Annotated in this window: 17 protein-coding genes, 3 tRNA genes and 1 pseudogene; 12 read left to right on the forward strand and 9 right to left on the reverse strand. The window is 72.2% G+C overall.

The window, feature by feature from the left end; translation table 11 throughout:
* Positions 1–86 precede the first annotated feature (86 nt).
* Positions 87–1,419 (forward strand): annotated as a pseudogene (locus ACFY32_RS01535) (RNA polymerase sigma factor).
* A gap of 76 nt (positions 1,420–1,495) precedes the next feature.
* Here ACFY32_RS01535 and ACFY32_RS01540 read toward each other — a convergent pair.
* The 4 genes from ACFY32_RS01540 to ACFY32_RS01555 form a co-directional block, all read right to left on the reverse strand.
* A complete protein-coding gene (locus tag ACFY32_RS01540) occupies positions 1,496–3,424 on the reverse strand; it encodes an ABC transporter ATP-binding protein (RefSeq protein WP_359191484.1) in 1,929 nt (642 codons plus the stop codon).
* The gene (locus tag ACFY32_RS01545) at positions 3,424–5,157 is read right to left on the reverse strand and encodes an ABC transporter ATP-binding protein (RefSeq protein WP_390673142.1); all 1,734 of its coding nucleotides are present in this window, start codon (positions 5,155–5,157) and stop codon (positions 3,424–3,426) included. Before ACFY32_RS01545 ends, ACFY32_RS01540 begins: the two co-directional genes overlap by 1 nt.
* Positions 5,158–5,295: 138 nt before the next feature.
* The gene (locus tag ACFY32_RS01550; RefSeq protein ID WP_359191479.1) at positions 5,296–6,750 is read right to left on the reverse strand and encodes an FGGY family carbohydrate kinase; all 1,455 of its coding nucleotides are present in this window, start codon (positions 6,748–6,750) and stop codon (positions 5,296–5,298) included.
* 75 nt (positions 6,751–6,825) lie between these two features.
* Entirely contained in the window at positions 6,826–7,119 is a 294-nt protein-coding gene (locus ACFY32_RS01555; protein ID WP_359191476.1) for a YtxH domain-containing protein, read from the reverse strand.
* A gap of 150 nt (positions 7,120–7,269) precedes the next feature.
* Here ACFY32_RS01555 and ACFY32_RS01560 point away from each other — a divergent pair.
* The 6 genes from ACFY32_RS01560 to ACFY32_RS01585 all read left to right on the forward strand — a co-directional run bounded on the left by ACFY32_RS01560 (position 7,270) and on the right by ACFY32_RS01585 (position 12,321).
* A tRNA-Asn gene (locus ACFY32_RS01560) sits at positions 7,270–7,342 on the forward strand.
* A gap of 5 nt (positions 7,343–7,347) precedes the next feature.
* A tRNA-Asn gene (locus tag ACFY32_RS01565) sits at positions 7,348–7,420 on the forward strand.
* Between the two features lie 145 nt (positions 7,421–7,565).
* Positions 7,566–7,639, forward strand: a tRNA-Ile gene (locus tag ACFY32_RS01570).
* A 413-nt stretch (positions 7,640–8,052) separates the two neighbouring features.
* Complete coding sequence (locus ACFY32_RS01575; RefSeq protein ID WP_390673143.1) at positions 8,053–10,803, forward strand: ATP-binding protein; 2,751 nt, start codon at positions 8,053–8,055, stop codon at positions 10,801–10,803.
* Positions 10,804–10,906: 103 nt separating this feature from the next.
* A complete protein-coding gene (locus ACFY32_RS01580) occupies positions 10,907–11,743 on the forward strand; it encodes an alpha/beta fold hydrolase (protein WP_390673144.1) in 837 nt (278 codons plus the stop codon).
* An 8-nt stretch (positions 11,744–11,751) separates the two neighbouring features.
* On the forward strand, positions 11,752–12,321 hold the full coding sequence (locus tag ACFY32_RS01585) for a sigma-70 family RNA polymerase sigma factor (protein WP_390673145.1): 570 nt from the start codon (positions 11,752–11,754) through the stop codon (positions 12,319–12,321).
* 154 nt (positions 12,322–12,475) lie between these two features.
* On the opposite strand, the gene ACFY32_RS01590 is transcribed toward ACFY32_RS01585, so the two are convergent.
* Positions 12,476–12,817 carry a beta/gamma crystallin domain-containing protein gene (locus ACFY32_RS01590; protein WP_390673146.1) on the reverse strand — a complete coding sequence of 114 codons (342 nt, stop codon included), beginning with the start codon at positions 12,815–12,817 and terminating at the stop codon, positions 12,476–12,478.
* 248 nt (positions 12,818–13,065) lie between these two features.
* Between ACFY32_RS01590 and ACFY32_RS01595 the strand changes: the two genes are divergently transcribed.
* The 3 genes from ACFY32_RS01595 (at position 13,066) to ACFY32_RS01605 (ending at position 16,406) form a co-directional block, all read left to right on the forward strand.
* On the forward strand, positions 13,066–14,211 hold the full coding sequence (locus ACFY32_RS01595; RefSeq protein WP_390673147.1) for a serine hydrolase domain-containing protein: 1,146 nt from the start codon (positions 13,066–13,068) through the stop codon (positions 14,209–14,211).
* A gap of 414 nt (positions 14,212–14,625) precedes the next feature.
* Positions 14,626–15,465, forward strand: coding sequence for an alpha/beta hydrolase (locus ACFY32_RS01600; RefSeq protein WP_359191457.1), 840 nt, complete (start codon positions 14,626–14,628; stop codon positions 15,463–15,465).
* A 107-nt stretch (positions 15,466–15,572) separates the two neighbouring features.
* Positions 15,573–16,406, forward strand: a complete 834-nt coding sequence (locus ACFY32_RS01605) for an alpha/beta hydrolase (RefSeq protein ID WP_359191454.1) — start codon at positions 15,573–15,575, stop codon at positions 16,404–16,406.
* A 239-nt stretch (positions 16,407–16,645) separates the two neighbouring features.
* On the opposite strand, the gene ACFY32_RS01610 is transcribed toward ACFY32_RS01605, so the two are convergent.
* Positions 16,646–16,783 (reverse strand): hypothetical protein, encoded by a 138-nt coding sequence (locus ACFY32_RS01610; protein ID WP_359191451.1) that lies wholly within the window; start codon positions 16,781–16,783, stop codon positions 16,646–16,648.
* A 64-nt stretch (positions 16,784–16,847) separates the two neighbouring features.
* The gene (locus ACFY32_RS01615) at positions 16,848–17,501 is read right to left on the reverse strand and encodes an ANTAR domain-containing protein (protein WP_359191448.1); all 654 of its coding nucleotides are present in this window, start codon (positions 17,499–17,501) and stop codon (positions 16,848–16,850) included.
* A gap of 203 nt (positions 17,502–17,704) precedes the next feature.
* Between ACFY32_RS01615 and ACFY32_RS01620 the strand changes: the two genes are divergently transcribed.
* Together ACFY32_RS01620 and ACFY32_RS01625 are read left to right on the forward strand one after the other, a co-directional pair.
* On the forward strand, positions 17,705–18,058 hold the full coding sequence (locus ACFY32_RS01620; RefSeq protein ID WP_359191444.1) for an STAS domain-containing protein: 354 nt from the start codon (positions 17,705–17,707) through the stop codon (positions 18,056–18,058).
* A complete protein-coding gene (locus tag ACFY32_RS01625) occupies positions 18,055–19,026 on the forward strand; it encodes an anti-sigma factor RsbA family regulatory protein (RefSeq protein WP_359191441.1) in 972 nt (323 codons plus the stop codon). Before ACFY32_RS01620 ends, ACFY32_RS01625 begins: the two co-directional genes overlap by 4 nt.
* Before the next feature lie 123 nt (positions 19,027–19,149).
* On the opposite strand, the gene ACFY32_RS01630 is transcribed toward ACFY32_RS01625, so the two are convergent.
* Both ACFY32_RS01630 and ACFY32_RS01635 read right to left on the reverse strand, forming a co-directional pair.
* Positions 19,150–20,535, reverse strand: a complete 1,386-nt coding sequence (locus ACFY32_RS01630; protein ID WP_390673148.1) for a GAF domain-containing protein — start codon at positions 20,533–20,535, stop codon at positions 19,150–19,152.
* 12 nt (positions 20,536–20,547) lie between these two features.
* On the reverse strand, positions 20,548–21,585 hold the full coding sequence (locus ACFY32_RS01635) for a rod shape-determining protein (RefSeq protein ID WP_359191435.1): 1,038 nt from the start codon (positions 21,583–21,585) through the stop codon (positions 20,548–20,550).
* Positions 21,586–21,630 lie beyond the last annotated feature (45 nt).

Below are 21,630 nucleotides of genomic sequence, written 5' to 3' on the forward strand. Positions count from 1 at the left end.
GATGACCGCGCGGTCACGGTCCGGACGCAAAAAGTCACCGCACGCCCCTCGTGGCGGCTGTGTGTCGTACCCCACACTGGGTTCCGGTGCCTGAGTCCTCGGAGCGCGGCCGGCCCGTCCCCCCGGCGGGTCCTGAACCCCGCGGTTCCGGCCATCACGTACGGGACGGACAGCGGTGCGGCCGCAGACTCCGTCCCCGAAGTACCGCTGCCGCCCCCTCCGGCAGCGTCCATCCTGGAGGTCGCCCCCGTGCAGACCCAGACCCAGACCCTGACCCAGACCGATACCTGTACCGACGGCACGGACCCCGACGCGGAGACGGAACCGCTCGTCGCGGTCCCCCCGCAGAACCGTGCCGCGCGCCACCCGCAGGCCCGGCCGGAGGACCCGCCCGCGGAGATCCTCGACACCGTCGAGGCGGCCGAGCCCGCGGAGGCCGTCGAGGCCGTCGAGCCCGTCGAGGCGCCGGAGGCCGTCGGGCCGCCGCCCGCCCGCCCCGAGACCGGCGGGCCGTCCTCGGACCTGTTCCGCCAGTACCTGCGGGAGATCGGCCGCATCCCGCTGCTCACCGCCGCCGAGGAGGTCGAACTCGCCCGCCGGGTGGAGGCCGGCCTGTTCGCCGAGGAGAAGCTGAGCAGCACCCCCGACCTGGACAGCCGCCTCGCCCACGACCTGGACCGGCTGGTCGTCCTGGGCCGGATGGCCAAGCGCCGCCTCATCGAGGCCAACCTGCGCCTGGTCGTCTCCGTCGCCAAACGGTACGTGGGCCGCGGGCTGACCATGCTCGACCTGGTCCAGGAGGGCAACCTGGGCCTGATCCGGGCGGTGGAGAAGTTCGACTACGCCCGCGGCTACAAGTTCTCCACGTACGCCACCTGGTGGATTCGCCAGGCCATGTCCCGCGCGCTGGCCGACCAGGCCCGCACCATCCGGGTGCCCGTGCACGTCGTGGAGCTGATCAACCGGGTCGTCCGGGTGCAGCGCCGGATGCTCCAGGAACGCGGCTGCGAGCCGACCCCCGCGGAGGTCGCCGCCCACCTCGACCTGCTGCCCGAGCGGGTCAGCGAGGTACTGCGGCTCGCCCAGGAACCGGTGTCGCTGCACGCCCCGGTCGGCGAGGAGGACGACGTCGCCCTCGGTGACCTCATCGAGGACGGCGACGCCGCCAGCCCCGTGGAGTCGGCGGCCTTCCTGCTGCTGCGCGAGCACCTGGAGGCGGTGCTCTCCACCCTCGGCGAGCGCGAACGCAAGGTCGTCCAGTTGCGCTACGGCCTGGTCGACGGCCGCCCCCGCACCCTGGAGGAGATCGGCCGGATCTTCGGCGTGACCCGCGAGCGGATACGGCAGATCGAGTCCAAGACGCTGAACAAGCTCCGCGACCACGCCTTCGCGGACCAGCTCCGGGGCTATCTGGACTGACGCGGGGAACCGCCGGCGGACGGCGGCCCCCCGCGCCGGGGCCCTGGCCGACCTCGGCGGCTCCCCGAGCCGGTGCCTAGTCGACCTCGGCGACCGCCTGCGCGAACTGCGCCCGGTACAGCTTGGCGTACGCCCCGCCGGCCGCCAGCAGGCCGGTGTGGGTGCCCTGTTCGACGATGGAGCCGTTCTCCATGACCAGGATGGTGTCCGCGTCGCGGATGGTGGACAGCCGGTGCGCGATGACGAACGAGGTCCGCCCGTGCGCCAGCTTGGCCATCGCCTTCTGGATCAGCACCTCGGTCCGGGTGTCGACCGACGAGGTCGCCTCGTCCAGCACCAGGATCACCGGGTCGGACAGGAACGCCCGCGCGATGGTGATGAGCTGCTTCTCGCCCGCGCTGACCCCGCTGCCCTCGTCGTCGATCACGGTGTCGTAGCCGTCGGGCAGCGTCCGGACGAACCGGTCGGCGTGCGCGGCCCGCGCCGCCTCCTCGATCTCCCCGCGCGTCACCTCGCGGGCGGCGCCGTAGGCGATGTTCTCCGCGATGGTGCCGCCGAACAGCCAGGTGTCCTGGAGCACCATGCCGATCCCGGCCCGCAGGTCGTCCCGGGACATCCGCGCGATGTCCACGCCGTCGAGGGTGATCCGCCCGCCGGACACCTCGTAGAACCGCATGAGCAGGTTGACCAGCGTCGTCTTGCCCGCCCCCGTGGGACCGACGATGGCGACCGTGTGACCGGGCTCCACCGTCAGCGACAGGTCCTCGATCAGCGGCTTGTCGGGGTCGTAGCGGAACGACACGTGCTCCAGCGCCACCCGCCCGCGCAGTTCGGCCGGCTTCTCGCCGGCCGCCGGGTCGGCGCCCTGCTCCTCCGCGTCCAGCAGCTCGAAGATCCGCTCGGCGGAGGCGACGCCGGACTGCACCAGGTTCGCCATCGACGCGACCTGCGTCAGCGGCATCGAGAACTGCCGGGAGTACTGGATGAACGCCTGCACGTCCCCGATGGACAGCGCCCCCGAGGCGACCCGCAGACCGCCGACGACGGCGACGAGCACGTAGTTCAGGTTGGACACGAACATCATCAGCGGCTGCATGATCCCGCTGTTGAACTGCGCCTTGAACCCGGCCTCGTACAGCGCGTCGTTCTGCTCGGCGAACTGCGCCGCCGACTCCTCCTGCCGGCCGAACACCTTCACCAGGGCGTGCCCGGTGTACATCTCCTCGATGTGCGCGTTGAGCTTGCCCGTCGAGCGCCACTGCTGCACGAAGTGCGGCTGCGACCGCTTGCCGATCCGGGTGGCCACCATGAACGACAGCGGCACGGTCACCAGCGCGACCAGCGCCAGTATCCAGGAGACGTAGAACATCATCGCCAGCACGCCGATGATGGTCAGCAGCGAGTTGATGAGCTGGCCCATCGACTGCTGGAGGGTCTGCCCGATGTTGTCGATGTCGTTGGTCGCCCGCGAGAGCACCTCACCGCGCTGCCGCTTGTCGAAGTACGACAGCGGCAGCTTCGACAGCTTGGTCTGCACGTCCTCGCGCAACTGGAACATGGTCCGGTTGACCGCCCGGTTCACCAGCCGCGTCGCCACCGCCATCAGCAGCCCCGCGACGAAGAACGCCCCCAGCGCCAGCAGCAGTACGTGCCCGACCGCGGTGAAGTCGATGCCCTCGCCGGGCGTGAAGTCGGTGCCCCGCAGCATGTCGGCGACGTCCCCGTCACCGCGCTCCCGCATCGACTCCAGCACCTGGTCCTTGGTGGCGCCGGACGGCATCTCCCGCCCGATGATCCCGGCGAACACCAGGTCGGTGGCCCTGCCGAGGATCTTCGGCCCGACCACGTTGAGGCCGACGCTGAGCACCACGCACAGCAGCAGCAAGGCGATCGTCGCCCGCTCCGGCCGGAACTGTCCGACCAGCCGCTTGCCCGACCCCTTGAAGTCCATCGACCGCTGGTCGGGTCCGCCCCCGGCCATCATCCGCCCCGCCGGCCCGGCCATCAGGCAGCCTCCGCTTCCGTCAACTGGGAGAGCACGATCTCCCGGTAGGTGTCGTTGGACGCCATCAGCTCGTGGTGCCGGCCGGTGCCGACCACCCGGCCCTCGTCCAGCACGATGATCCGGTCCGCGTCCCGGATGGTCGCCACCCGCTGGGCGACGATGACCACGGTCGCCTCGGCCGTCTCCCGGCCGAGCGCGGCCCGCAGCGCCGCGTCGGTGGCGTAGTCCAGAGCGGAGAAGGAGTCGTCGAAGAGGTAGATCTCCGGGCGCTGCACCAGCGTCCGGGCGATCGCCAGGCGCTGCCGCTGACCGCCGGAGACGTTGGTGCCGCCCTGCGCGATCGGCGCGTCCAGCCCGCCCTCCAGGCGCTCGACGAACTCCTTGGCCTGCGCGACCTCCAGCGCGTGCCACAGCTCCGCGTCGCTCGCGTCCGGATTGCCGTACCGCAGATTGGTCGCCACCGTGCCCGCGAAGAGATACGGCTTCTGCGGCACCAGCCCCACGGTCCTGGCGAGCAGCGTCGGCTCCAGCGTCCGTACGTCGGTGCCGTCGACCAGCACCTCGCCCTCGGTGGCGTCGAAGAGCCGGGGGACCAGCCCCAGCAGCGTCGACTTGCCGCTGCCGGTCGAGCCGATGACGGCGGTCGTCTCGCCCGGCCGGGCCACCAGGCCGATGTCCCTCAGCACCGGCTCCTCGGCCCCGGGGTAGCGGAAGCCCGCGCCCCGGATCTCCAGATGCCCGTGCCGGCGCAGTTCGGTCACCGGCGCCACCGGCGGCACCACACTGCTCTCGGTGTCCAGGACCTCCTGGATGCGCTCGGCGCACACCTCGGCGCGCGGCACCATCATGAACATGAAGGTGGCCATCATCACGGACATCACGATCTGCATCAGATAGGCCAGGAACGCCGTCAGATCACCGATCTGCATCCCGCCGCTGTCGATGCGGTGCGCGCCGAACCACACCACGGCGATCGACGACAGGTTCACCACCGTCATGACCACCGGGAACATCAGCGCCAGCAGATTGCCGGTGCCGAGGGCCACGTCGGTCAGATCGGCGTTGGCCTTGCGGAACCGGCGCTGCTCGTACTCGTCGCGCACGAAGGCGCGGATGACCCGGTTGCCGGTGATCTGCTCCCGCAGCACCCGGTTCACCGTGTCCAGCCGGACCTGCATGGACCGGAACAGCGGCCGCAGTCTGCGCACGATCAGCGTCACGCAGATCGCCAGCACCGGCACCACCGCGACCAGCACCCCGGACAGCGGCACGTCCAGGCCCAGCGCCATCACGATGCCGCCGACGCACATGATGGGCGCCGACACCATCAGCGTGAACGTCATCAGGGCCAGCATCTGGACCTGCTGCACGTCATTGGTGGTCCGGGTGATCAGCGAGGGCGCGCCGAAGTGCCCGACCTCCCGGGCGGAGAAGGACTGCACCCGGTCGAAGACGGCCCCGCGCAGGTCCCGGCCGAGCGCGGAGGCGGTGCGGGCGCCGTAGTACACGGCCCCGATGTTGCAGACGACCTGGGCCAGCGAGATCCCGACCATCAGGGCGCCGTAGCCCAGGATGTAGCCGGTGTCTCCCTCGACGACGCCGTTGTCGATGATGTCGGCGTTCAGGGTGGGCAGGTAGAGGCTGGCGCAGGTCTGCAGGAACTGCAGCGCCACCAGCAGCGCGATGGGTTTCTTGTAGGGCCTGAGACAGGTCCGCAGCAGTCGTATGAGCACGCTCGGTCTCTCGGAGTCGGCGGTGGGGGCGGGTCGTTGCCCTTGGCCCCCATCGTCGGGCACTCCCCCCGCGTTACCTCAACCGATTAACCCGGCCGGGACGCCCTCGGACGCCCGTGGCCATGGACCGCGACGGCCCTACGAGCCGAACGCGCCGGGGTGCGTCTGCTCCCGGACCGACACGTACTGCTGCCGCACCGCCTGCCCCACCGCCAGTTCCTCGCCCGGCTCCAGCACCTGCGCCACCGCGCCCTGCCAGGCCGGGGGAGTGCGCGGGTCGAGGGTGCCCCGGGAGGCGCCCAGCGCCCAGGCCGCCTGCCGGGCCGCGCCGATCGCCCCGTAGTCCGCGGGCCCCGGCACGACGACCTGCGTCCCGAACAGCGAGGGCGCCGCCGCCTGCACCGCGGGCAGCTCCGCGGCCGGCCCCAGCAGGAAGATCCGCCGTACCGCCACACCCCGGCCGCGCAGCACGTCCAGGGCGTCCGCGAGCCCGCACAGCATCCCCTCGAACGCGGCCCGCGCCAGGTGCTCCGGGCGCATCGACTCCCGCCTGAGCCCGGCGAGCGTCCCCGCGGTGTGCGGCAGATACGGCGTCCGCTCGCCCTCCAGATACGGCAGCAGGACCAGCCCGTGCGCTCCGGGCGTCGACTTCATCGCCAGCTCGGACAGGCTCTCCAGATCCGGCAGCCCGAGCAGCTCGGCGGCCCCGCGCAGGGCCCGTACGGCGTTGAGGGTGGTGACGACCGGCAGGTGCATGCCGGTCGCGTCGGCCAGCGCGGTGATCGTCCCGGACCCGTCCGCGAGCGGTTCGGGGTGCACGGCCATCACCGAACCCGACGCCCCGAGGGAGACCACCGCGTCCCCGAGGCCGATGCCGAGCCCGAACGCGGCGGCCATCGTCTCGCCGGTCCCGGCGGAGATCAGCAGCCCCTCCGGCGTCGTACCGGCCGCGTCGGCCGGGCCGATCACCTCCGGCAGCACCGCCTGGTGTCCGAGGGCCAGTTCCACCAGGTCGGGACGGTAGCCGCCGGTCGCCGCCGACCAGTACCCGGTCCCCGAGGCGCCGCCCCGGTCGGTGGTCCGGCGCACCGGCCGGCCCAGCAACTGCCACACCAGCCAGTCGTGCGCCTGCATCAGTACGGCGGTCCGCGCGGCGGCCTCCGGTTCGGTCCGCGCCAGCCAGCGCAGCTTGGTCACCGGGTGCGCGGCCTGCGGGACCGCGCCGACGGCCTGCGCCCACGCCTCGCGCCCGCCGAGCGCGTCGATCAGATCGGCGGCGGCGACCTGCGCGCGCTTGTCGCCGCCCACCATCGCGGGCCGCACCGTGTTGCCCTGGGCGTCCAGCGGCACCACCGTGTTGGCCTGCGCGGAGACCCCGATGGCCTGCACGCCCTCCAGCAGCCCGCCGCCGGCCGCCTCGCCCAGCGACAGCAGCCACGCCTGCGGGTCGACGTCACTGGGGCGGCCGCCCGTCTCGGGGCTCTCCACCGGATGCGGCGCGTATCCCTGCCGGAGTACGGCGCCGGTGTCCGCGTCGCAGACGACGATACGAGTGAAATCGGGCGAACTGTCCAGCCCGGCGACTATCCCCATGGGCGAAATTCTGCCGTATCGCCGAGCCGGCCGGGGCGGCGGGCGGCCCGGTGGTGCCCGCCGCCCGCCCGGTGGCTACGGGGCGCCGGTGCCGCCCCAGTCGTCGCCGCCCCGTTCGCGCAGGGTCTTCACCCGCTGGGTCACCGACTCCGGCATGCGGTCGCCGACCTTGTCGCTGACCACGTGGTACGCCTTGTCGGCGATCTGCCGGCCCTGCTGCGCGGCCGACTCCGCGGTGTTGCGCACCGCGGGGTTCTGCGCGACCTGGCGGGCGGTCTTCTTCAACTGCTCGTAACGTTCGCGTCCGGACCGTGTGCCGAGCACGTAGCCCGCGGCGAGTCCGACGACGAACGTGAGCCGGTAACGCATGGCGGCCACCCTTCCCTTGCCTGAGTCCTCCGGTGCCGGGGAGTACCGATTGGCGGAGCACCCCCCTGCTTGCGCTAATGTATGTGTCGCAGCGAGCGCACGCCCCCTGGCGGATACCCAGGAAGGTACGTTCGATGCGATACGAGACCTTCCTCGGTAGCTCAATTGGCAGAGCAGCCGGCTGTTAACCGGCAGGTTACTGGTTCGAGTCCAGTCCGGGGAGCTCGGTCCTCCGTAGCTCAATTGGCAGAGCAGCCGGCTGTTAACCGGCAGGTTACTGGTTCGAGTCCAGTCGGGGGAGCACGCTGAACGAGGGCCCTTCGGGGTCCTTTTTCATGCCCCCGGTTCCGGGGCGTCGCGGGAAGCCGACCATCCGAGGCAGGAGATCGTATGAGCGGCTATGCTGCGGCAGACGGCGCGCACACATGTACGCGACACGCCGTTATGGGGCGGTAGCTCAGCCGGTTAGAGCAGCGGACTCATAATCCGTCGGCCGTGGGTTCGAGTCCCACCCGCCCCACCGGGCGTCCCCAGGCAGAATCGTTCTGACCTGGGGAAACCCGTCTTCTGGGGCGTTTCGCGCTGACGTCGTCCTCTCCGCGGGTTCTCCTGCTCGCGGCCGGCGTGCTCCAGGACGGGGCAGGCGATGATGCCCGCCGCGAGCGCGGCTCCGGCCACCCTCCAGAGACCGGACGTGCACCCGGGCCTCGGGCCAAGGCCCGAAGGCGGTTCGGCCCCGCCGTGATCCCGGCGGCTCGGTTCGACGGGCGCGGACCGCGGTCGTTTCCGCCCGGTGGCGTGCATACCATTGTGCGGATGGCATCCGGACCCGGCCTCCAGGCCGCCTGCCAGCAAAGATGCCGCCGGGTCGCCGGGTTCCGCGATGACGCGGAACCCTCGGTGCGGGGGAGCCGCAGAGAATCGGAGTGAGGCATGCAGAGGCGGGCGCTGCTGGGGCGCGAGTCGGAGCGTCGCGCGCTGGCTGCCCTGGTCGAGCAGGGGGCCGCCGGTTCGGGCGGTGCCATGGTGATCACCGGAGCGCCGGGGGTCGGCAAATCGGCGCTGGTCGCGGAGGCCGCGGCCGCGGCGGCGCGCGGCGGGACCCATGTGATCACTGCCGTGGGGGTCCAGTCGGAGGAGAACCTGCCCTGTGCCGGCCTGCACCAACTGGTTCATCAACTGCGGGACGGCATCGACGACTTGCCGGAGCGCCAGCGTACGGCGCTGCTCGCAGCCGTCGGGCTCGTCGACGAGGCCGTCCCGGATCTGTACCTGGTCGGCCTGGCCGCGTTGACTCTGCTGACGGACGCGGCAGCACAGGCGCCGCTGCTCGTGGTCGTCGAGGACGCCCACTGGATGGATCATGCCAGCCTCGATGTGCTCGGGTTCGTGGCGCGGCGGATCGAGTCCGACCCCCTCGTCCTGGTCGCGGTCACCCGGCGCCTCGACGACCGCCTCAGCAGCGCCGGCCTGCCGGTGCTGCACCTGGGTCCGCTGACGGACGAGGTGTCGGGTGAGGTACTGGACGCGGTCGCCCCCGGCCTGGGACAGCAGGTCAGGCGGAGGCTGCTGGAGGAGTCCGCCGGAAACCCGCTGGCGCTGACCGAGCTGCCGATCGCCTTGCAGTCGGTCGGCGGGGCGTACGCGCTCAACCCGGGTCCGTTGCCGCTCACCGCACGGCTGGAGAGGACCTTCACGGCGCGGGTCTCCCGCCTTCCGGCCGACACCCATACGGTTCTGCTCCTGTCGGCCCTCAACGGTGACGGAACGATGGACGAATGCCTCGCCGCGGCGACCCGGATGCTCGGAAAGGCGGTCGAAGTCACCGCTCTCGAGGCGGCGATCGACGCGGGTCTGGTAGAAGCGCGGGGGCTGGCCTTCAGGCACCCGCTCGTCCGCTCGGCCATGTACCACGCCGCCACCGCGGCGGAACGGCGGACCGCACACGCCGCTCTGGCCGCCGCGCTCCAGGGGCAGCCCGATCGGCAGGCATGGCACCGTGCCGCCGCCACCGCGGGTCCCGACGAACAAGTAGCGCGGGACCTGGACTCCACTGCCGGCAGAGCCCTGCGGCGAGGCGGTGTCGCCGCGGCCCTCGCCGCGCTGAGGCGGGCGACGGAGCTGACGAAGGACCCGTCCGCTCGGGCGGACCGGCTGCTCCGGGCGGCGGAGCTGGCGCTGGAGTCGGGCCAAGGAGAGGTCGCGGCACTTCTGCTGGCCCAGGCGCGCTCACTGGACCTTTCGGTCCGGGATCAAGGCCGCGCGGCCTGGGTCAGCATCGCTCTGGCCGAGGGGACGCGGGGTGAGGGCGCCGCGACCGCCGAACTGGCCGAGCTGGCGGTCGAGATCGCCGCCGGAGGCGAACCGGCACTGGGCCTGCGCATGCTGTGGGGAGCGGTCCTGCAGTGCTTCTGGGGAGAGCCGGGGCCGGCCGCCCGCGAGCGGGTCGCCGCCGCCGCCGACCGGATGCCCGTGGACGCCGACAACGCCGACCTGGTCGCCCTGCGGGCGTACTCGGCCCCGGTCGAGCGCGGGGGAACGGTCATGGAAGACCTGGCGGGGCAGATGGAGCGCTCCTCCGAGAACGCGGAGGGAGACCAGCTCCTGGGGGGCGCCGCCGTGACGGTGGGTGCTCCAGCCCTGGCGAGCCGGTTGACGACCAGGTCGCTGGACGCCCTGCGAGCGCAAGGCAGGCTGTCGATGCTGGCCCGCGCCCTCTGCGTGCAGGCGGGCAGCGCGGCACGGCTGGGTGACGTGCGCGCGGGTTTCCTCGCCGCGGAGGAGGCCGAGTCACTGGCCCGCGAGACCGGTCAGCCTCTCGTGCACGCGATGGTGAACGCCATCCGCGCGCAGTTGGCGGCCGTCGGCGGCGACCCGGCGTCGGAGGCGTGGGCGGCGGAAGCCGAGCGGGCGGCCCTTCCCAGTGGAGGGCGCCCGGTGCTGGCCATCGTGCAGATGGCCCGCGGGCAGGCGGCGCTCTGCCAGGGCCGCTACGGCGACGCGTACGGGCACCTGCACCGTGTCTTCGACCCGGCCGACTCCGCCTTCCACCCCTGGTTGCGCTTCTACGCGGTCGCGGAGCTGGTCGAGGCGGCTGTGCGCAGCGAATCCGCGGAGACGGCGCGCGACGTCCTGCAGGAGCTGACCCCGCTCGGGGAAACGACTTCTTCGCCCGCCCTGCTCTGCGGATTGCGGCTGGGCCGGGCCCTGCTGAGCCCGCAGGATGCCGCCGAGCCGCTCTACCGGGCGGCCCTCGATGCCGTCCCGGCGGACTGGCCGTTCGAGCGGGCGCGTGCGTGCCTCGCCCTTGGCGAGTGGCTGCGGCGGCGCCGGCGGCCCGCGGAGTCCCGCGCCTCCCTGCAGGCCGCGTGCGTGATCTTCGACGCCCTCGGCGCGTCGGCATGGGCGGAGCGGACACGGCAGGAGCTGCGCGCCGCGGGCGCGTCCTCCCCTCGCCAGTCTCCGGCCGCGGTGGACCACCTGACCTCCACCGAACTGCATGTCGCCCAGCTCGCCGCGCAGGGCCTGACGAACCGGGAGATCGGCGAGCGGTTGTACGTCTCGCCCAGGACGGTGAGCACCCACCTCCAGCGGATGTTCCCCAAACTGGGGGTGACGTCCCGGGGCGAGCTGGCCGCGGTGCTGGGCGGCACGATGACGTACGCCGAAGGCGCGGCATCATGACGTACGCCGAAGACGTAGTCCGACGGACGCGGTCCCCCCTGCTCGTTTCCTAGGTTCGTGCCATGCCCCGTTCGCACACGCAGGACGGGCGGGAAGGCACACCATGGGGACCATCACCGTCGGAGCCGAGGGCTCGACCAGCATCGAGCTCTACTACGAGGACCACGGGACGGGGCAGCCGGTCGTCCTGATCCACGGCTACCCACTGGACGGGCGGTCGTGGGAGAAACAGACCGATGCGCTGGTCAGGGCCGGCTACCGCGTCATCACCTACGACCGCCGTGGCTTCGGCCGGTCGAGCAGGACCGCGACGGGCTACGACTACGACACCTTCGCCGCCGACCTGGACACCGTTCTGACGCGGCTCGACCTGCGGGACGCGGTTCTCGTCGGGTTCTCGACGGGCTCCGGCGAGGTCGCCCGCTACCTCGGCGTCCACGGCTCGCAGCGGGTGGCGAAGGCGGCGTTCCTCGGTTCGCTCCAGCCGTTCCTGTTGCAGACGCCGGACAACCCCGCCGGTATGCCGCGGAGCGTCTTCGACGGCTTCGCGGAGCAGGCTGAGGCCGACCGGTACGCCTGGTACGAGAGCTTCTTCGTCGACTTCTTCAACACCGACGAGATGCTCGGGACGCGGCTCAGCGAAGCCGCGCTGCGGGCGAACTGGGCCACCGCTGCCGACTCGGCGCCCATGGCGGCGTACGCGTGTGTCCCGGCGTGGCTGACGGACTTCCGGGCCGACGTGGAGTGCGTCGATGTGCCGTCGCTGATCCTGCACGGGACCGCCGACCGCATCCTGCCGATCGACGCCACGGCCCGCGAGTTCCGCCGCCGCCTGCCCGGTGCGCGATACGTCGAGATCGACGGCGCTCCGCACGGACTGCTGCTCACCCACGCAGCCGAGGTCAATGCCGCTCTGATCGACTTCCTCGCCGCCTCATGAACGGGACCATGGAAACGGAGGCCACTGCCCTCGTTCCGGCTTCGTCGCAGATCCGGCACCGCGCGCCGGACGCTGACTGCGACGCCTTCATCAAGGACATCTACGACCAGTACGGCTCTCTGCTCGTCCGGTACGCCACGCGGCTGCTGGACGGCGACTGGCACAAGGGGGAGGACATTTTCCAGGAGACCGCGGCCCGCGCCTGGAAACACGCCCGATTCCTGGGCAGCCGCAACGAATGCCTCAGGCCCTGGTTGTTCACCGTGGTCAGAAATCTCGTCATCGACCACTACCGGGCACGCCAGGTCCGGCCGTTGGAGCTGTTGCCCGTGGAGGAGCTGGACACATCCAGCGACAGCACGGCGTCCACGATCAACTCCCATGTGGTGGTGCAGGCCCTGGGGGAGCTGAACGAGCAGCAGCGGACCGTCATCCGCCTCATGTACTTCCTGGAATGCAGCGTGAATCAGGCTGCCGAGCACCTCGGTATACCGCCCGGCACTGTCAAAAGCCGTGCATTCTATGCCGTGCGGGCGTTGCGCAAGGTGTTGGAGAAGCAGGGGATACTGGGGGTGTAGCCGCCCCGAGGCGCGTGCCCGCCGGATTCCTCCCACGGGCCCGGGTGAAGGTCGCGGGAAGCCCCGGTGGTTTCCACCGGAGCCGCCGCAGTTCGGGCCGCAGGACGGACATCGCCGCCGAGGACCCGCTGTCACCTCGTTCGCACCGGCGGCGCTACCAGATCCTGATCTTCGTGATCTTGTGGATGGGCTCGCCGGGGACATTGCCGAAACGCCATTTGTCCACGGTCGCGCTGGTCGCAGGCGCGCCCAACCTCGGCACGTACTCCAAGGTGACCTTGTTGTCTCCGGTCCAGATCCGGTCCACGCCGTAGATCGCCACGCTCTGCACACCCGCGTTGGCGAAGCAGAGGGAGCCGCCTGCGTTGTGCAGGGACAGGAGACCCAGTCCATTGCAGTCGGTGCGGTTGATGGCGGACGCCGACGAGGCGGGCAGCACGACGGCCAGGGCCCCGGCCGCCGCGACTACCGCGAGGCGTGTCATGAAGCGCTTCACTGGTGAGTTGTTCCTTCCATGATGGGCTGGTGCCGCCGAGGGCCGCAGCGCACGGCGGCATCGCAGGGACGCATGCACGTCCAATCAGCGCAACGTGGAGAAGTGCGCTCCCGTTCACCACGCCGGGTGTCGTCTTTCCGCGGCGTGAGGGCGACCGAGTCCTCTCATGACCTGCGTCGATGCGTGAACCGCGGTGACGTTCGGCCCGTTGAGCGAGTGAACGGTTGTCGTCCGGAGTGGAGAAGAACGTGGTTGTCGAGGGAACGAGCACTGCCCGGTTCGAACCGGTACGAGCGGCGCTGGAAGCGCACCTCGAAGCCGGCGAAGAGGTGGGGGCCTCGATCGCCGTCGATGTGGACGGGGTCATGGAAGTCGATCTGTGGGGCGGCCACGCGGACCGGGCGCGGACGGTGCCGTGGCAGCGGGACACCTTGGTGAGCATGTGGTCGACCACGAAGACCCTCACCAATCTCGCGGCCCTCGTCCTCGTCGACCGGGGCGCACTGGATCTGCACCGCCCCGTGGCGCACTACTGGCCCGAGTTCGCCGCCCAGGGGAAGGAACACATCGAGGTGCGGCACATCCTGTCCCACACCTCGGGACTTTCCGGCTGGGAGCAGCCCTTCACCATGGAGGACCTGTACGACTGGCCTACCGCGAGTGCCCGGCTGGCCGCGCAGGCCCCGTGGTGGGAGCCGGGTTCCGCTTCGGGCTACCACGTGCAGACACAAGGACAGATGGTGGGGGAGCTGGTCCGGCGGGTCAGTGGCCGGACGCTGACGGAGTTCGTCGACACCGAGATCGCCAAGCCGGCGCAAGCCGATGTCCAGATCGGTGCGCGTCAGGCCGACTGGCCGCGCATCGCCGATCTCCTGGCCCCCTCGCGGCTTTCCGGGATACCCGCCGGCCTCGATCCCGAAGGGATCTTCACCAGGACGTTGCTCGGAAGCCCCGCCCGCGACGAGCACGTGGACACACCGCAGTGGCGCTCCGCGGAACTCGGAGCCGTCAACGGCCACGGCAACGCGCGAGGTATGGCCCGTGCCCTCTCGGTCATCTCCCGGCGCGGCCAGGTGAACGGCCTCCGGCTGCTCTCCGCGGAGACAGTGGACAAGGTGTTCGACGTACAGGCCGACGGAGTCGACCTGTTCCTGGGCGTCCCCGTCCGCTGGGGCATCGGCTACGCACTCGCCGACCCGAGGACGATGCCGCACATGCCCACCGGCAACATCTGCTTCTGGGTCGGCCGGGGCGGTTCGATCGTCATGATGGACCTCGACCGGGGCGTCACGTTCGCGTACACGATGAACCGGGTGGGCGACGGGCTCCTCGGCTCGGAGCGCACCCACGACTACATCAAGCACGTCTACGCAGTCCTGGAATCCACCGTCTGAGCCAGGGGGCGGGGTGCGCGGGCGTCGTCCTGCTGGACGGGTGCACCCGCTCAAAGCCGCCGATCGCGGTGCCCCGCACAGCCCGTCCACTTTCCGCGGACGAGCAGCCCGTTGCCGGGTGAACCGGTCCGGCTGTCCGGTCGTCGTACGAGACGAAGGGCGCTTCGCTCCCCGGTGACCGGTCGAGAGCGACACCTCAGGGTCCACTCGCGCCGCAGACCCGCAGCCGCTCTCCGTACCGCTGCCGCCGACGGCCACCAGCAGTCCGATCCGTGCCGGTCACTCAGCACGCGCGGACGTACGCGAACTCAGTCACCGGTGAGGTGACTCGGGGCCCCGCTCCTCGGACGCACCGGTCCGCTCAGCCCGCACGGTCCATCGAGGACCGACAAACAACCAAGAGGAATTCCACTCATGCGCATCACCCGCCTGGCCCGTCCGAGCCGCAGATCCGCGCTGCTCGGTGTCACCGCGGCCGTAGGCCTGTCCGTCGGGGCCGTCACTCTGCCCACCGCGGCCGGCGCGGCACCCGACCACCCCGTACGCCCGACGATCGTGCTGGAGCACGGGGCGTTCGCCGACGCCGCGAGCTGGGACGGTGTCGTCGCCCGACTGCAGCGTGCGGGCTACCCGGTGGTGTCCGCCGCCAACCCGCTGCGCGGTCCGGCGACCGACGCCGCCTACCTGCGCAGCGTCCTCGGCCACATCGACGGGCCCGTGGTCCTGGTCGGTCACTCCTACGGCGGCACGGTCATCAGCCAGGCCGCCGCGGGCCTTGAGGACAAGGTGAAGGCGCTGGTCTACATCGCGGCGTTCCTGCCCGACACGGGTGAGAGCTCGATCGGCCTGACGAACAAGTTCCCCGGCAGCACCCTCGGCCAGGCCGTGGAGTCCGTCAACTACTCCCTGCCCGAGGGCGGTCAAGGCGCGGACGTGTACATCCAGCAGGAGAAGTTCCGCAGCCAGTTCGCCGCGGATGTGCCGAAGGACAAGGCCGGGCTCATGGCCGCGGGACAGCGCCCGATCGCCGCCGCCGCTCTGGAGGAGAAGTCCACCCGGGCCGCCTGGAAGACGATCCCCTCCTGGTCGCTGGTCACCACGGAGGACCGCAACATCCCCGTGGCCGCCCAGCGCTTCATGTCGGCCCGCGCCAAGGCCCGCACGACGACGATCGACGCGTCCCACGCCGTATCCGTGTCCCGCCCCGAAGCCGTCACCCGCGTCGTCGAGCAGGCCGCCCGCACGGTCCGATGACCGCCGGCCCCGCCCTGTCGCCCGACGCACCTCACCGCACCCGCACAACCGCTCCCGATCGCGCACCTCACCATCAGACGCATTCACACCGGAAAGCAGGGACCACCATGGCGTTCATCACCGTCGACCAGGAAAACTCCACCAGCATCGACCTGTACTACGAGGACCACGGCACGGGACAGCCGGTCGTGCTGATCCACGGCTACCCCCTCGACGGCCACTCCTGGGAGAAGCAGTCCGCCGCACTCCTGTCGGCCGGCTACCGGGTGATCACGTACGACCGGCGCGGTTTCGGCCGCTCCAGCCAGCCCACCACCGGCTACGACTACGACACCTTCGCCGCCGACCTGAACGTGGTCCTGGAGACCCTCGACCTCGACGACGTCGTTCTGGTGGGGTTCTCCATGGGCACCGGCGAGGTCGGCCGCTACCTGGGCACCTACGGCTCCGCCCGGATCGCCAAGGCCGCCTTCCTCGCCTCCCTCGAACCCTTCCTCCTGAAGACCGATGACAACCCCGGCGGCGTCGACGGCACCATCTTCGAGGACATCGAAGGCGCCGTCACCGCCGACCGCTACGCCTACTTCACCGAGTTCTACGAGAACTTCTACAACCTCGACGAGAACCTCGGCACCCGGATCAGCGAGGAGGCCGTCCGCAACAGTTGGAACGTCGCCGCCGGGGCCTCCTCGTACGCCTCCCTGGCCTGCGTGGCCACCTGGTCCACCGACTTCCGTGCCGACCTGCTCAAGATCGACGTACCGGCACTCATCCTGCACGGCACCGCCGACCGCATCCTGCCTATCGAGGCCACCGGCGAACTCTTCCACCAGGCACTCCCGCAGGCCGACTACGTCGTCGTCGACGGCGCCCCCCACGGCCTGCTGTGGACCCACGCCCAGGAGGTCACCGACGCCCTCCTCGCGTTCCTCGCCAAGTGACCGGCGGCCGGCACCCCGCCTGCCGCGTGTCGAACACCTGACCGATAGCCATCCGCCCCCCGGCAGACTCCCGGCTCCGGTGTGATCGCCGTGCCTGGGTCCGGTGCGGGGAGAGGGCCTCCGGTGCGGGCGTCAGTACGGCGCGGCGGAATCAGCACAGGAGGCGCCCGCTCACCCGGGGCCGTGGGTGCGCCCGGGGACTGCCCCGGTGCGGCGTCCGGGGGCGTCGGGACCCTTCGTCAGTCGTTCGTGGTGTCCTCGGTGGGCTCGTCGTCGCGGTCGCCCTCCGCCTGGGACGGGGTCGTCTGCCGCGGGGTCGGGGCCTCGCGCTCGTCGTCGCGGTCGCCCTCGGCCTGGGACGGTGTCTGCTCGGTCATCGTGCCGCCTTTCCTGGTGGTGCGGGGTGGTCCGCCCCCCGGGTACCCCGTCGCACCGCAGGCATCACGCCCGGCCGCGCCGGGCCAGGGCCGTCCGCAGGGCCGCGCGGACCCCGGGCGGCGGGGGCGGGCCGCCCAGGCCCGCGCTGGCGGTGAGCGCCTCGGCGACCGAACGGAGCTTGGTGTTGGACAACTGGGAGGTCTCCCGCAGGATGTGCCACGCCTCGTCCGGGGTGACGGCGTGCAGGGCCATGAGGACGCCCCGGGCCTGGTCGATCACCGGCCGGGAGGCGATGGCCTGCCGCAACTGCTCCACCTCCTCCTCCAGGACGTGCACCCGCTCCGAACGCGGGGCGGGCATCCGCGGCGGCGGCGTGTGCAGCGGGTCCTCGGGGTCCAGGCCGGCCAGCTCCAGGACCCGGCGCGGCTGGCGGTTCCAGTTCACCGCCGTCACCGGCACCGACTGCCGGTGGCCGTGGCCGCTGAGCAGGTCCAGGAAGTGCAGTCCCGCCGCGTCCATGAACTCCACCCGCGCCATGTCCAGGTCGATGCGCCCGATCCCGGCCGGCAGCCCGGCCAGCGTCTCGGCCAGGACGACCGTGCACCCGTGCACCAGCTCTCCGTGCGGGACGATCAGCGCACGCCCCGCCTCCAGATGACACTCGATGACCAGGGGGGTCGGCCTGCCCGTCAGACGAGCCGGTACCGCTGAGGTCATGTCACCGCCTTCTCGGTCCTCGTCGGTCCTGACGGACTCCACGACGTCGCTCTGCCCCCCGTGACCGCCGGACCGGGCCGCGGCACGCTCCGTCAGTGTCGACAATGCGCCTGCCCGCCGACCGGTCGAGTACACCCAGGTACTGTGAGTGCCCCGGACAACGCGGGGTAGGGACGACTCGTCCACGAGTATGGGAGTCGAGGGTGGGCACTCAGGGCCAGGTGTCGTCCGCGGGCGTCGACGCGGCGCCACGGCTGACGGTGACACCGCTGCCCGGACGCGGCGGCGTGCGGGCGGCCGGGGAGATCGGGCTGACGACGCACGAGACATGGCGGCAGGCCCTGGAAGAGGCGGTACATGAGGGTGAGGACGTGTTCGACCTGGAGTTGTCCGAGGTGACGTTCGTCGATGTCGCCGGAGTCGGCGCGCTCGCGGACGCCGCCCGGCGCCTCCCGGAGGGCCGGCGGCTCGTCCTGCACCGTCCGCCGCCTACCCTGCAGAGGGTGCTGGAGCTGTTCTGGCCCGATCTGACGGCGATCGAGGTGTCGATGTCATGAGTGCCGTGGCCGAACCGCCCCACGAGATCCTGGAGCCCGGCGAGACCGCCGAGCCCTTCGTCCACCCCGCGCTGTTCTACCGCGACGACGACGAGTACCTGTCCGGCACCGTCCCCTTCATCCACGAGGGCCTGACGGCCGGCGAACCCGTGGCCGTCGCGGTCCCCGGCGAGAAGCTGGCGCTGCTCCGCGACGCGCTCGGCACCGACGCCGACGCCGTGCGCCTGATGGACATGCGGGAGGCCGGACGCAACCCCGGCCGGATCATCCCCGGGGTGCTGCGCGCCTTCGCCGACGCCCAGCCCGCCGGGAAGCGGGTCCGGATCATCGGCGAGCCGATCTGGGCCGGCCGCAGCGCCGCCGAGTACCCGGCCTGCGCCCAGCACGAGGCGCTGATCAACGCCGCCTTCCAGGGCCGCGCGGTGACGATCCTGTGCCCGTACGACGCCGTACGCCTGGACGAGCGGGTCCTCGCCGACGCCCACGCCACCCACCCCGTCGTCATCCCGGCCGGCACCGCTGACCTGCGGGACAGCCCCGCCTACGACTGGACCGGCGTCGTCGACCGCTACAACGAGCCGCTGCCGCCCGCGCCGGACGGGCTGGTCCTCGCCTTCACGTCCGGTTCGCTCTCCCAGGCCCGGCACCTGGCCACCGGCGAGGGCGCCCGGCACGGCCTGACCGGCGTCAAGCTGGACGACCTGGCGCTGGCGACGGCCGAACTGGTCACCAACAGCGTCGTGCACGGCGGCGGCACCGGCGAGCTGCGGGTGTGGGCCGAGGACGGGTACGTGGTGTGCGAGGTGCGCGACGGCGGGCGGCTCGCCGACCCGCTGGCCGGACGCCGGCCCGCCGCCCGCGAACAGCGCGGCGGACGCGGCCTGCTGCTGGTCAACCTGGTCGCCGACCTGGTCCGGTTGCACACCGGCCCGGACGGCACGACGGTCCGGTGCTGGTTCGCCGTGTGAGCGGCGAGCGGCCCGCCGGGCGGGTCCGGCAGCTCCGGGGCCACGCAGCCGGTGACTCTCACCGGGCGGCTCCGGACCACGCAGCCGGTGACTCCCGCCCGACGGCCCGGCAGTCCCGGCGCGTCACAGCCGTGACTCCCACCGGACGGTGGTGCCCGTGCCGCCGTCGTCCCGGACGGTGAGCCGCACCGCGTCCCCGGTCGCGTCCACGCTCACCTCCACCCTGGTGACCTCCTCCCGCCGCCGCACCACCGCGGCCAGGGCCCGGCGCAGCGCGGTGAGCAGCGGCTCCAGCACCTCGTCGGAGACGACGCTGTCGACGGCCCCCGTGAACCGGGTGGCCGGCGCGAAGCCGAGCAGCGCGGCGGCCGTCGCCGTCTCCCGCAGCACCCTGCCGCGCGGACCGGCCGGCGGATCGGCCGGGGGCTGCTGGAGCGCGAAGATCGCCGTACGGACCTCCTGGACGGTGGAGCGCAGTTCCTCCACCGCCCGGCCGAGGAGGTCACGGACGTCGTCGGCGCCCGGCCGGCGCAGGGTCGACTCCAGGGTCATGCCGGTGGCGAACAGCCGCTGCACCACCAGGTCGTGCAGGTCGCGGGCGATGCGGTCGCGGTCCTCGTAGACCGCGAGGCGGGCCCGGCCCCGGCGGGCGTCGGCGAGGACCAGCGCGAGCGCGGCCTGCGAGGCGAACTGGGTGGCCAGCAGCCTCTCCACCGCGGTGTACGGGCGGTCGCCGCGGCGGCGGGGCAGCGCGAGGGTGCCGATCAGCCGGCCCTGCGCCTGGAGCGGCAGCATCATGCTGGGGCCGAACCGGTGCCGTACCCGGGTGGTCATGCGGGGGTCGGTCGCCGAGTCGGCGACGAACACCGGCTCGCCGCCCAGAAGCTGCTCCAGGACCGGGCTGCCCGGGGCGATGACGGCGCCCACGATGCCGTCCGGGTCGTCCGGCGCGGAGGCGGTGACGATCTCCATACCGCCCTCGGCGGTCGGCTGGAGGATCACGCCGGCCGAGGCGCCGGCCAGCAGCCGGGCCCGTTCGGCGACCGTCGTCAGGGCGTCGTCGGTGCGGCCGGTGAGCAGGGCGGTGGTGACGGCCGCCGCCCCTTTCAGCCAGCGGGCGCGCTGCCGGGCCGTCCCGTACAGCCGGGCGTTGCCGATCGCGAGGCCGGCCTGCGCGGCCAGCACCCGCAGCACCTGCTCGTCCTCGGCGGTGTACGGGCGGCCGTCGGACCGGTCGGCCAGGCACAGCTCGCCGACCTCCTCGTCCCCGGCCCGGACCGGCACCCGCAGCGGGTGCGCCGGGTGGGCGCCGGGGTCCGGCGCGCGGCCGGCGCGGATGCCGGTGAGGTCCTCGGGGGCGTCCGGGGGTGCCGCCAGGCAGGCGTGCGCGGCGCCGGTCAGCTCGGCGGCACCGGCCACGAGGCGTTCCAGGGTGGTGCGCGGATCGAGGCCGGCACCGACGTCGAGGACGGCTTCGAGGAGCCGGGTGAGGCGGGCGGCGGACTGCACCGGGCGGTCGGTTCAGTCGGCGGTGGGGTTCAGCACCAGCGGTTCGACCTTGCCCTCCAGCATGGTGCCCAGGCCCTGCACGGCGCAGATGTCGGGGCGTTCGGCGATGTGCACCGGCATCCCGGTGGCCTGGCGGAGCATCTGGTCGAAGCCCGGCAGCAGGGCGCTGCCGCCGACCATCATGATGCCCCGGTCGGCGAGGTCGGCGACCAGGTCCGGCGGGCAGTCCCGCAGCACCTTGCCGATGCCGTCGAGGACGGCCGTCAGCGGTGTCTGGATGGCGTTGCGCACGGCGGCGGTGTCGACCTGGACGCTGCGGGCCAGGCCGGTGGCCACGTCCCGGCCGTGGATCTCGGTGGAGGCGGGGCCCTGCGCGGTGAGCCCGTTGCCGGACAGGGCCAGTTGCAGGGGCCGTACGGACTGGCTGGGCAGGACCAGTTCGTGCTGGTGGCGCAGGTGCTGGACGATCGCGTGGTCGACCGCCTCGCCGCCCACCGGGATGCGGGCGGCGGTGACGATCGAGCCGAGGGAGAGCACGGCGACCTGGGTGGCGTGCGCCCCGCACACCATGATCATGGTCGCCTCGGGCTGCTCCACGGGCAGTCCGCAGCCGACGGCGGCGGCGATGAGGGTGTCGACGAGTTCCACCCGCCGGGCGCCGAGCCCGACCAGCGTCTCGATCGCCGCGCGCTGTGCCAGCGGGTCGGCGTCGTGCGGGGTGCAGACCGCCGCCCGCAGCCGGGGCTTGCGGCGCAGCGCGCGGCGGATCTTGTCGCCCAGGAGGTGCCGCAGCATCCGCTGGGCCATCTCGATGTCGACGATCGTGCCGCCGGAGACGGGCCGGACGACCCGGATGTAGTCGGGGGTGCGGCCGGTCATCCGCTCCGCGAACTCACCGACCGCGATCAGCGCGCCGGTGCGGGTGTTGACGGCGGCGGCGGACGGCTGGTCGACGACGAGGCCGGCGCCCTTGACGTACACCCGCGTCCGAGCCGCGCCCAGGTCGACGGCGAAGTGGCAGCGGCGCAACTGCTCCAGACTGGCGGTCATGGCAGATCCTCCCGAGAGCGCGGACCGTGGGACCGGCGGTCGGCC

It is taken from the genome of Streptomyces sp. NPDC000134, assembly GCF_042899225.1.
In the GTDB taxonomy this organism is placed as follows: Bacteria; Actinomycetota; Actinomycetes; order Streptomycetales; family Streptomycetaceae; genus Streptomyces.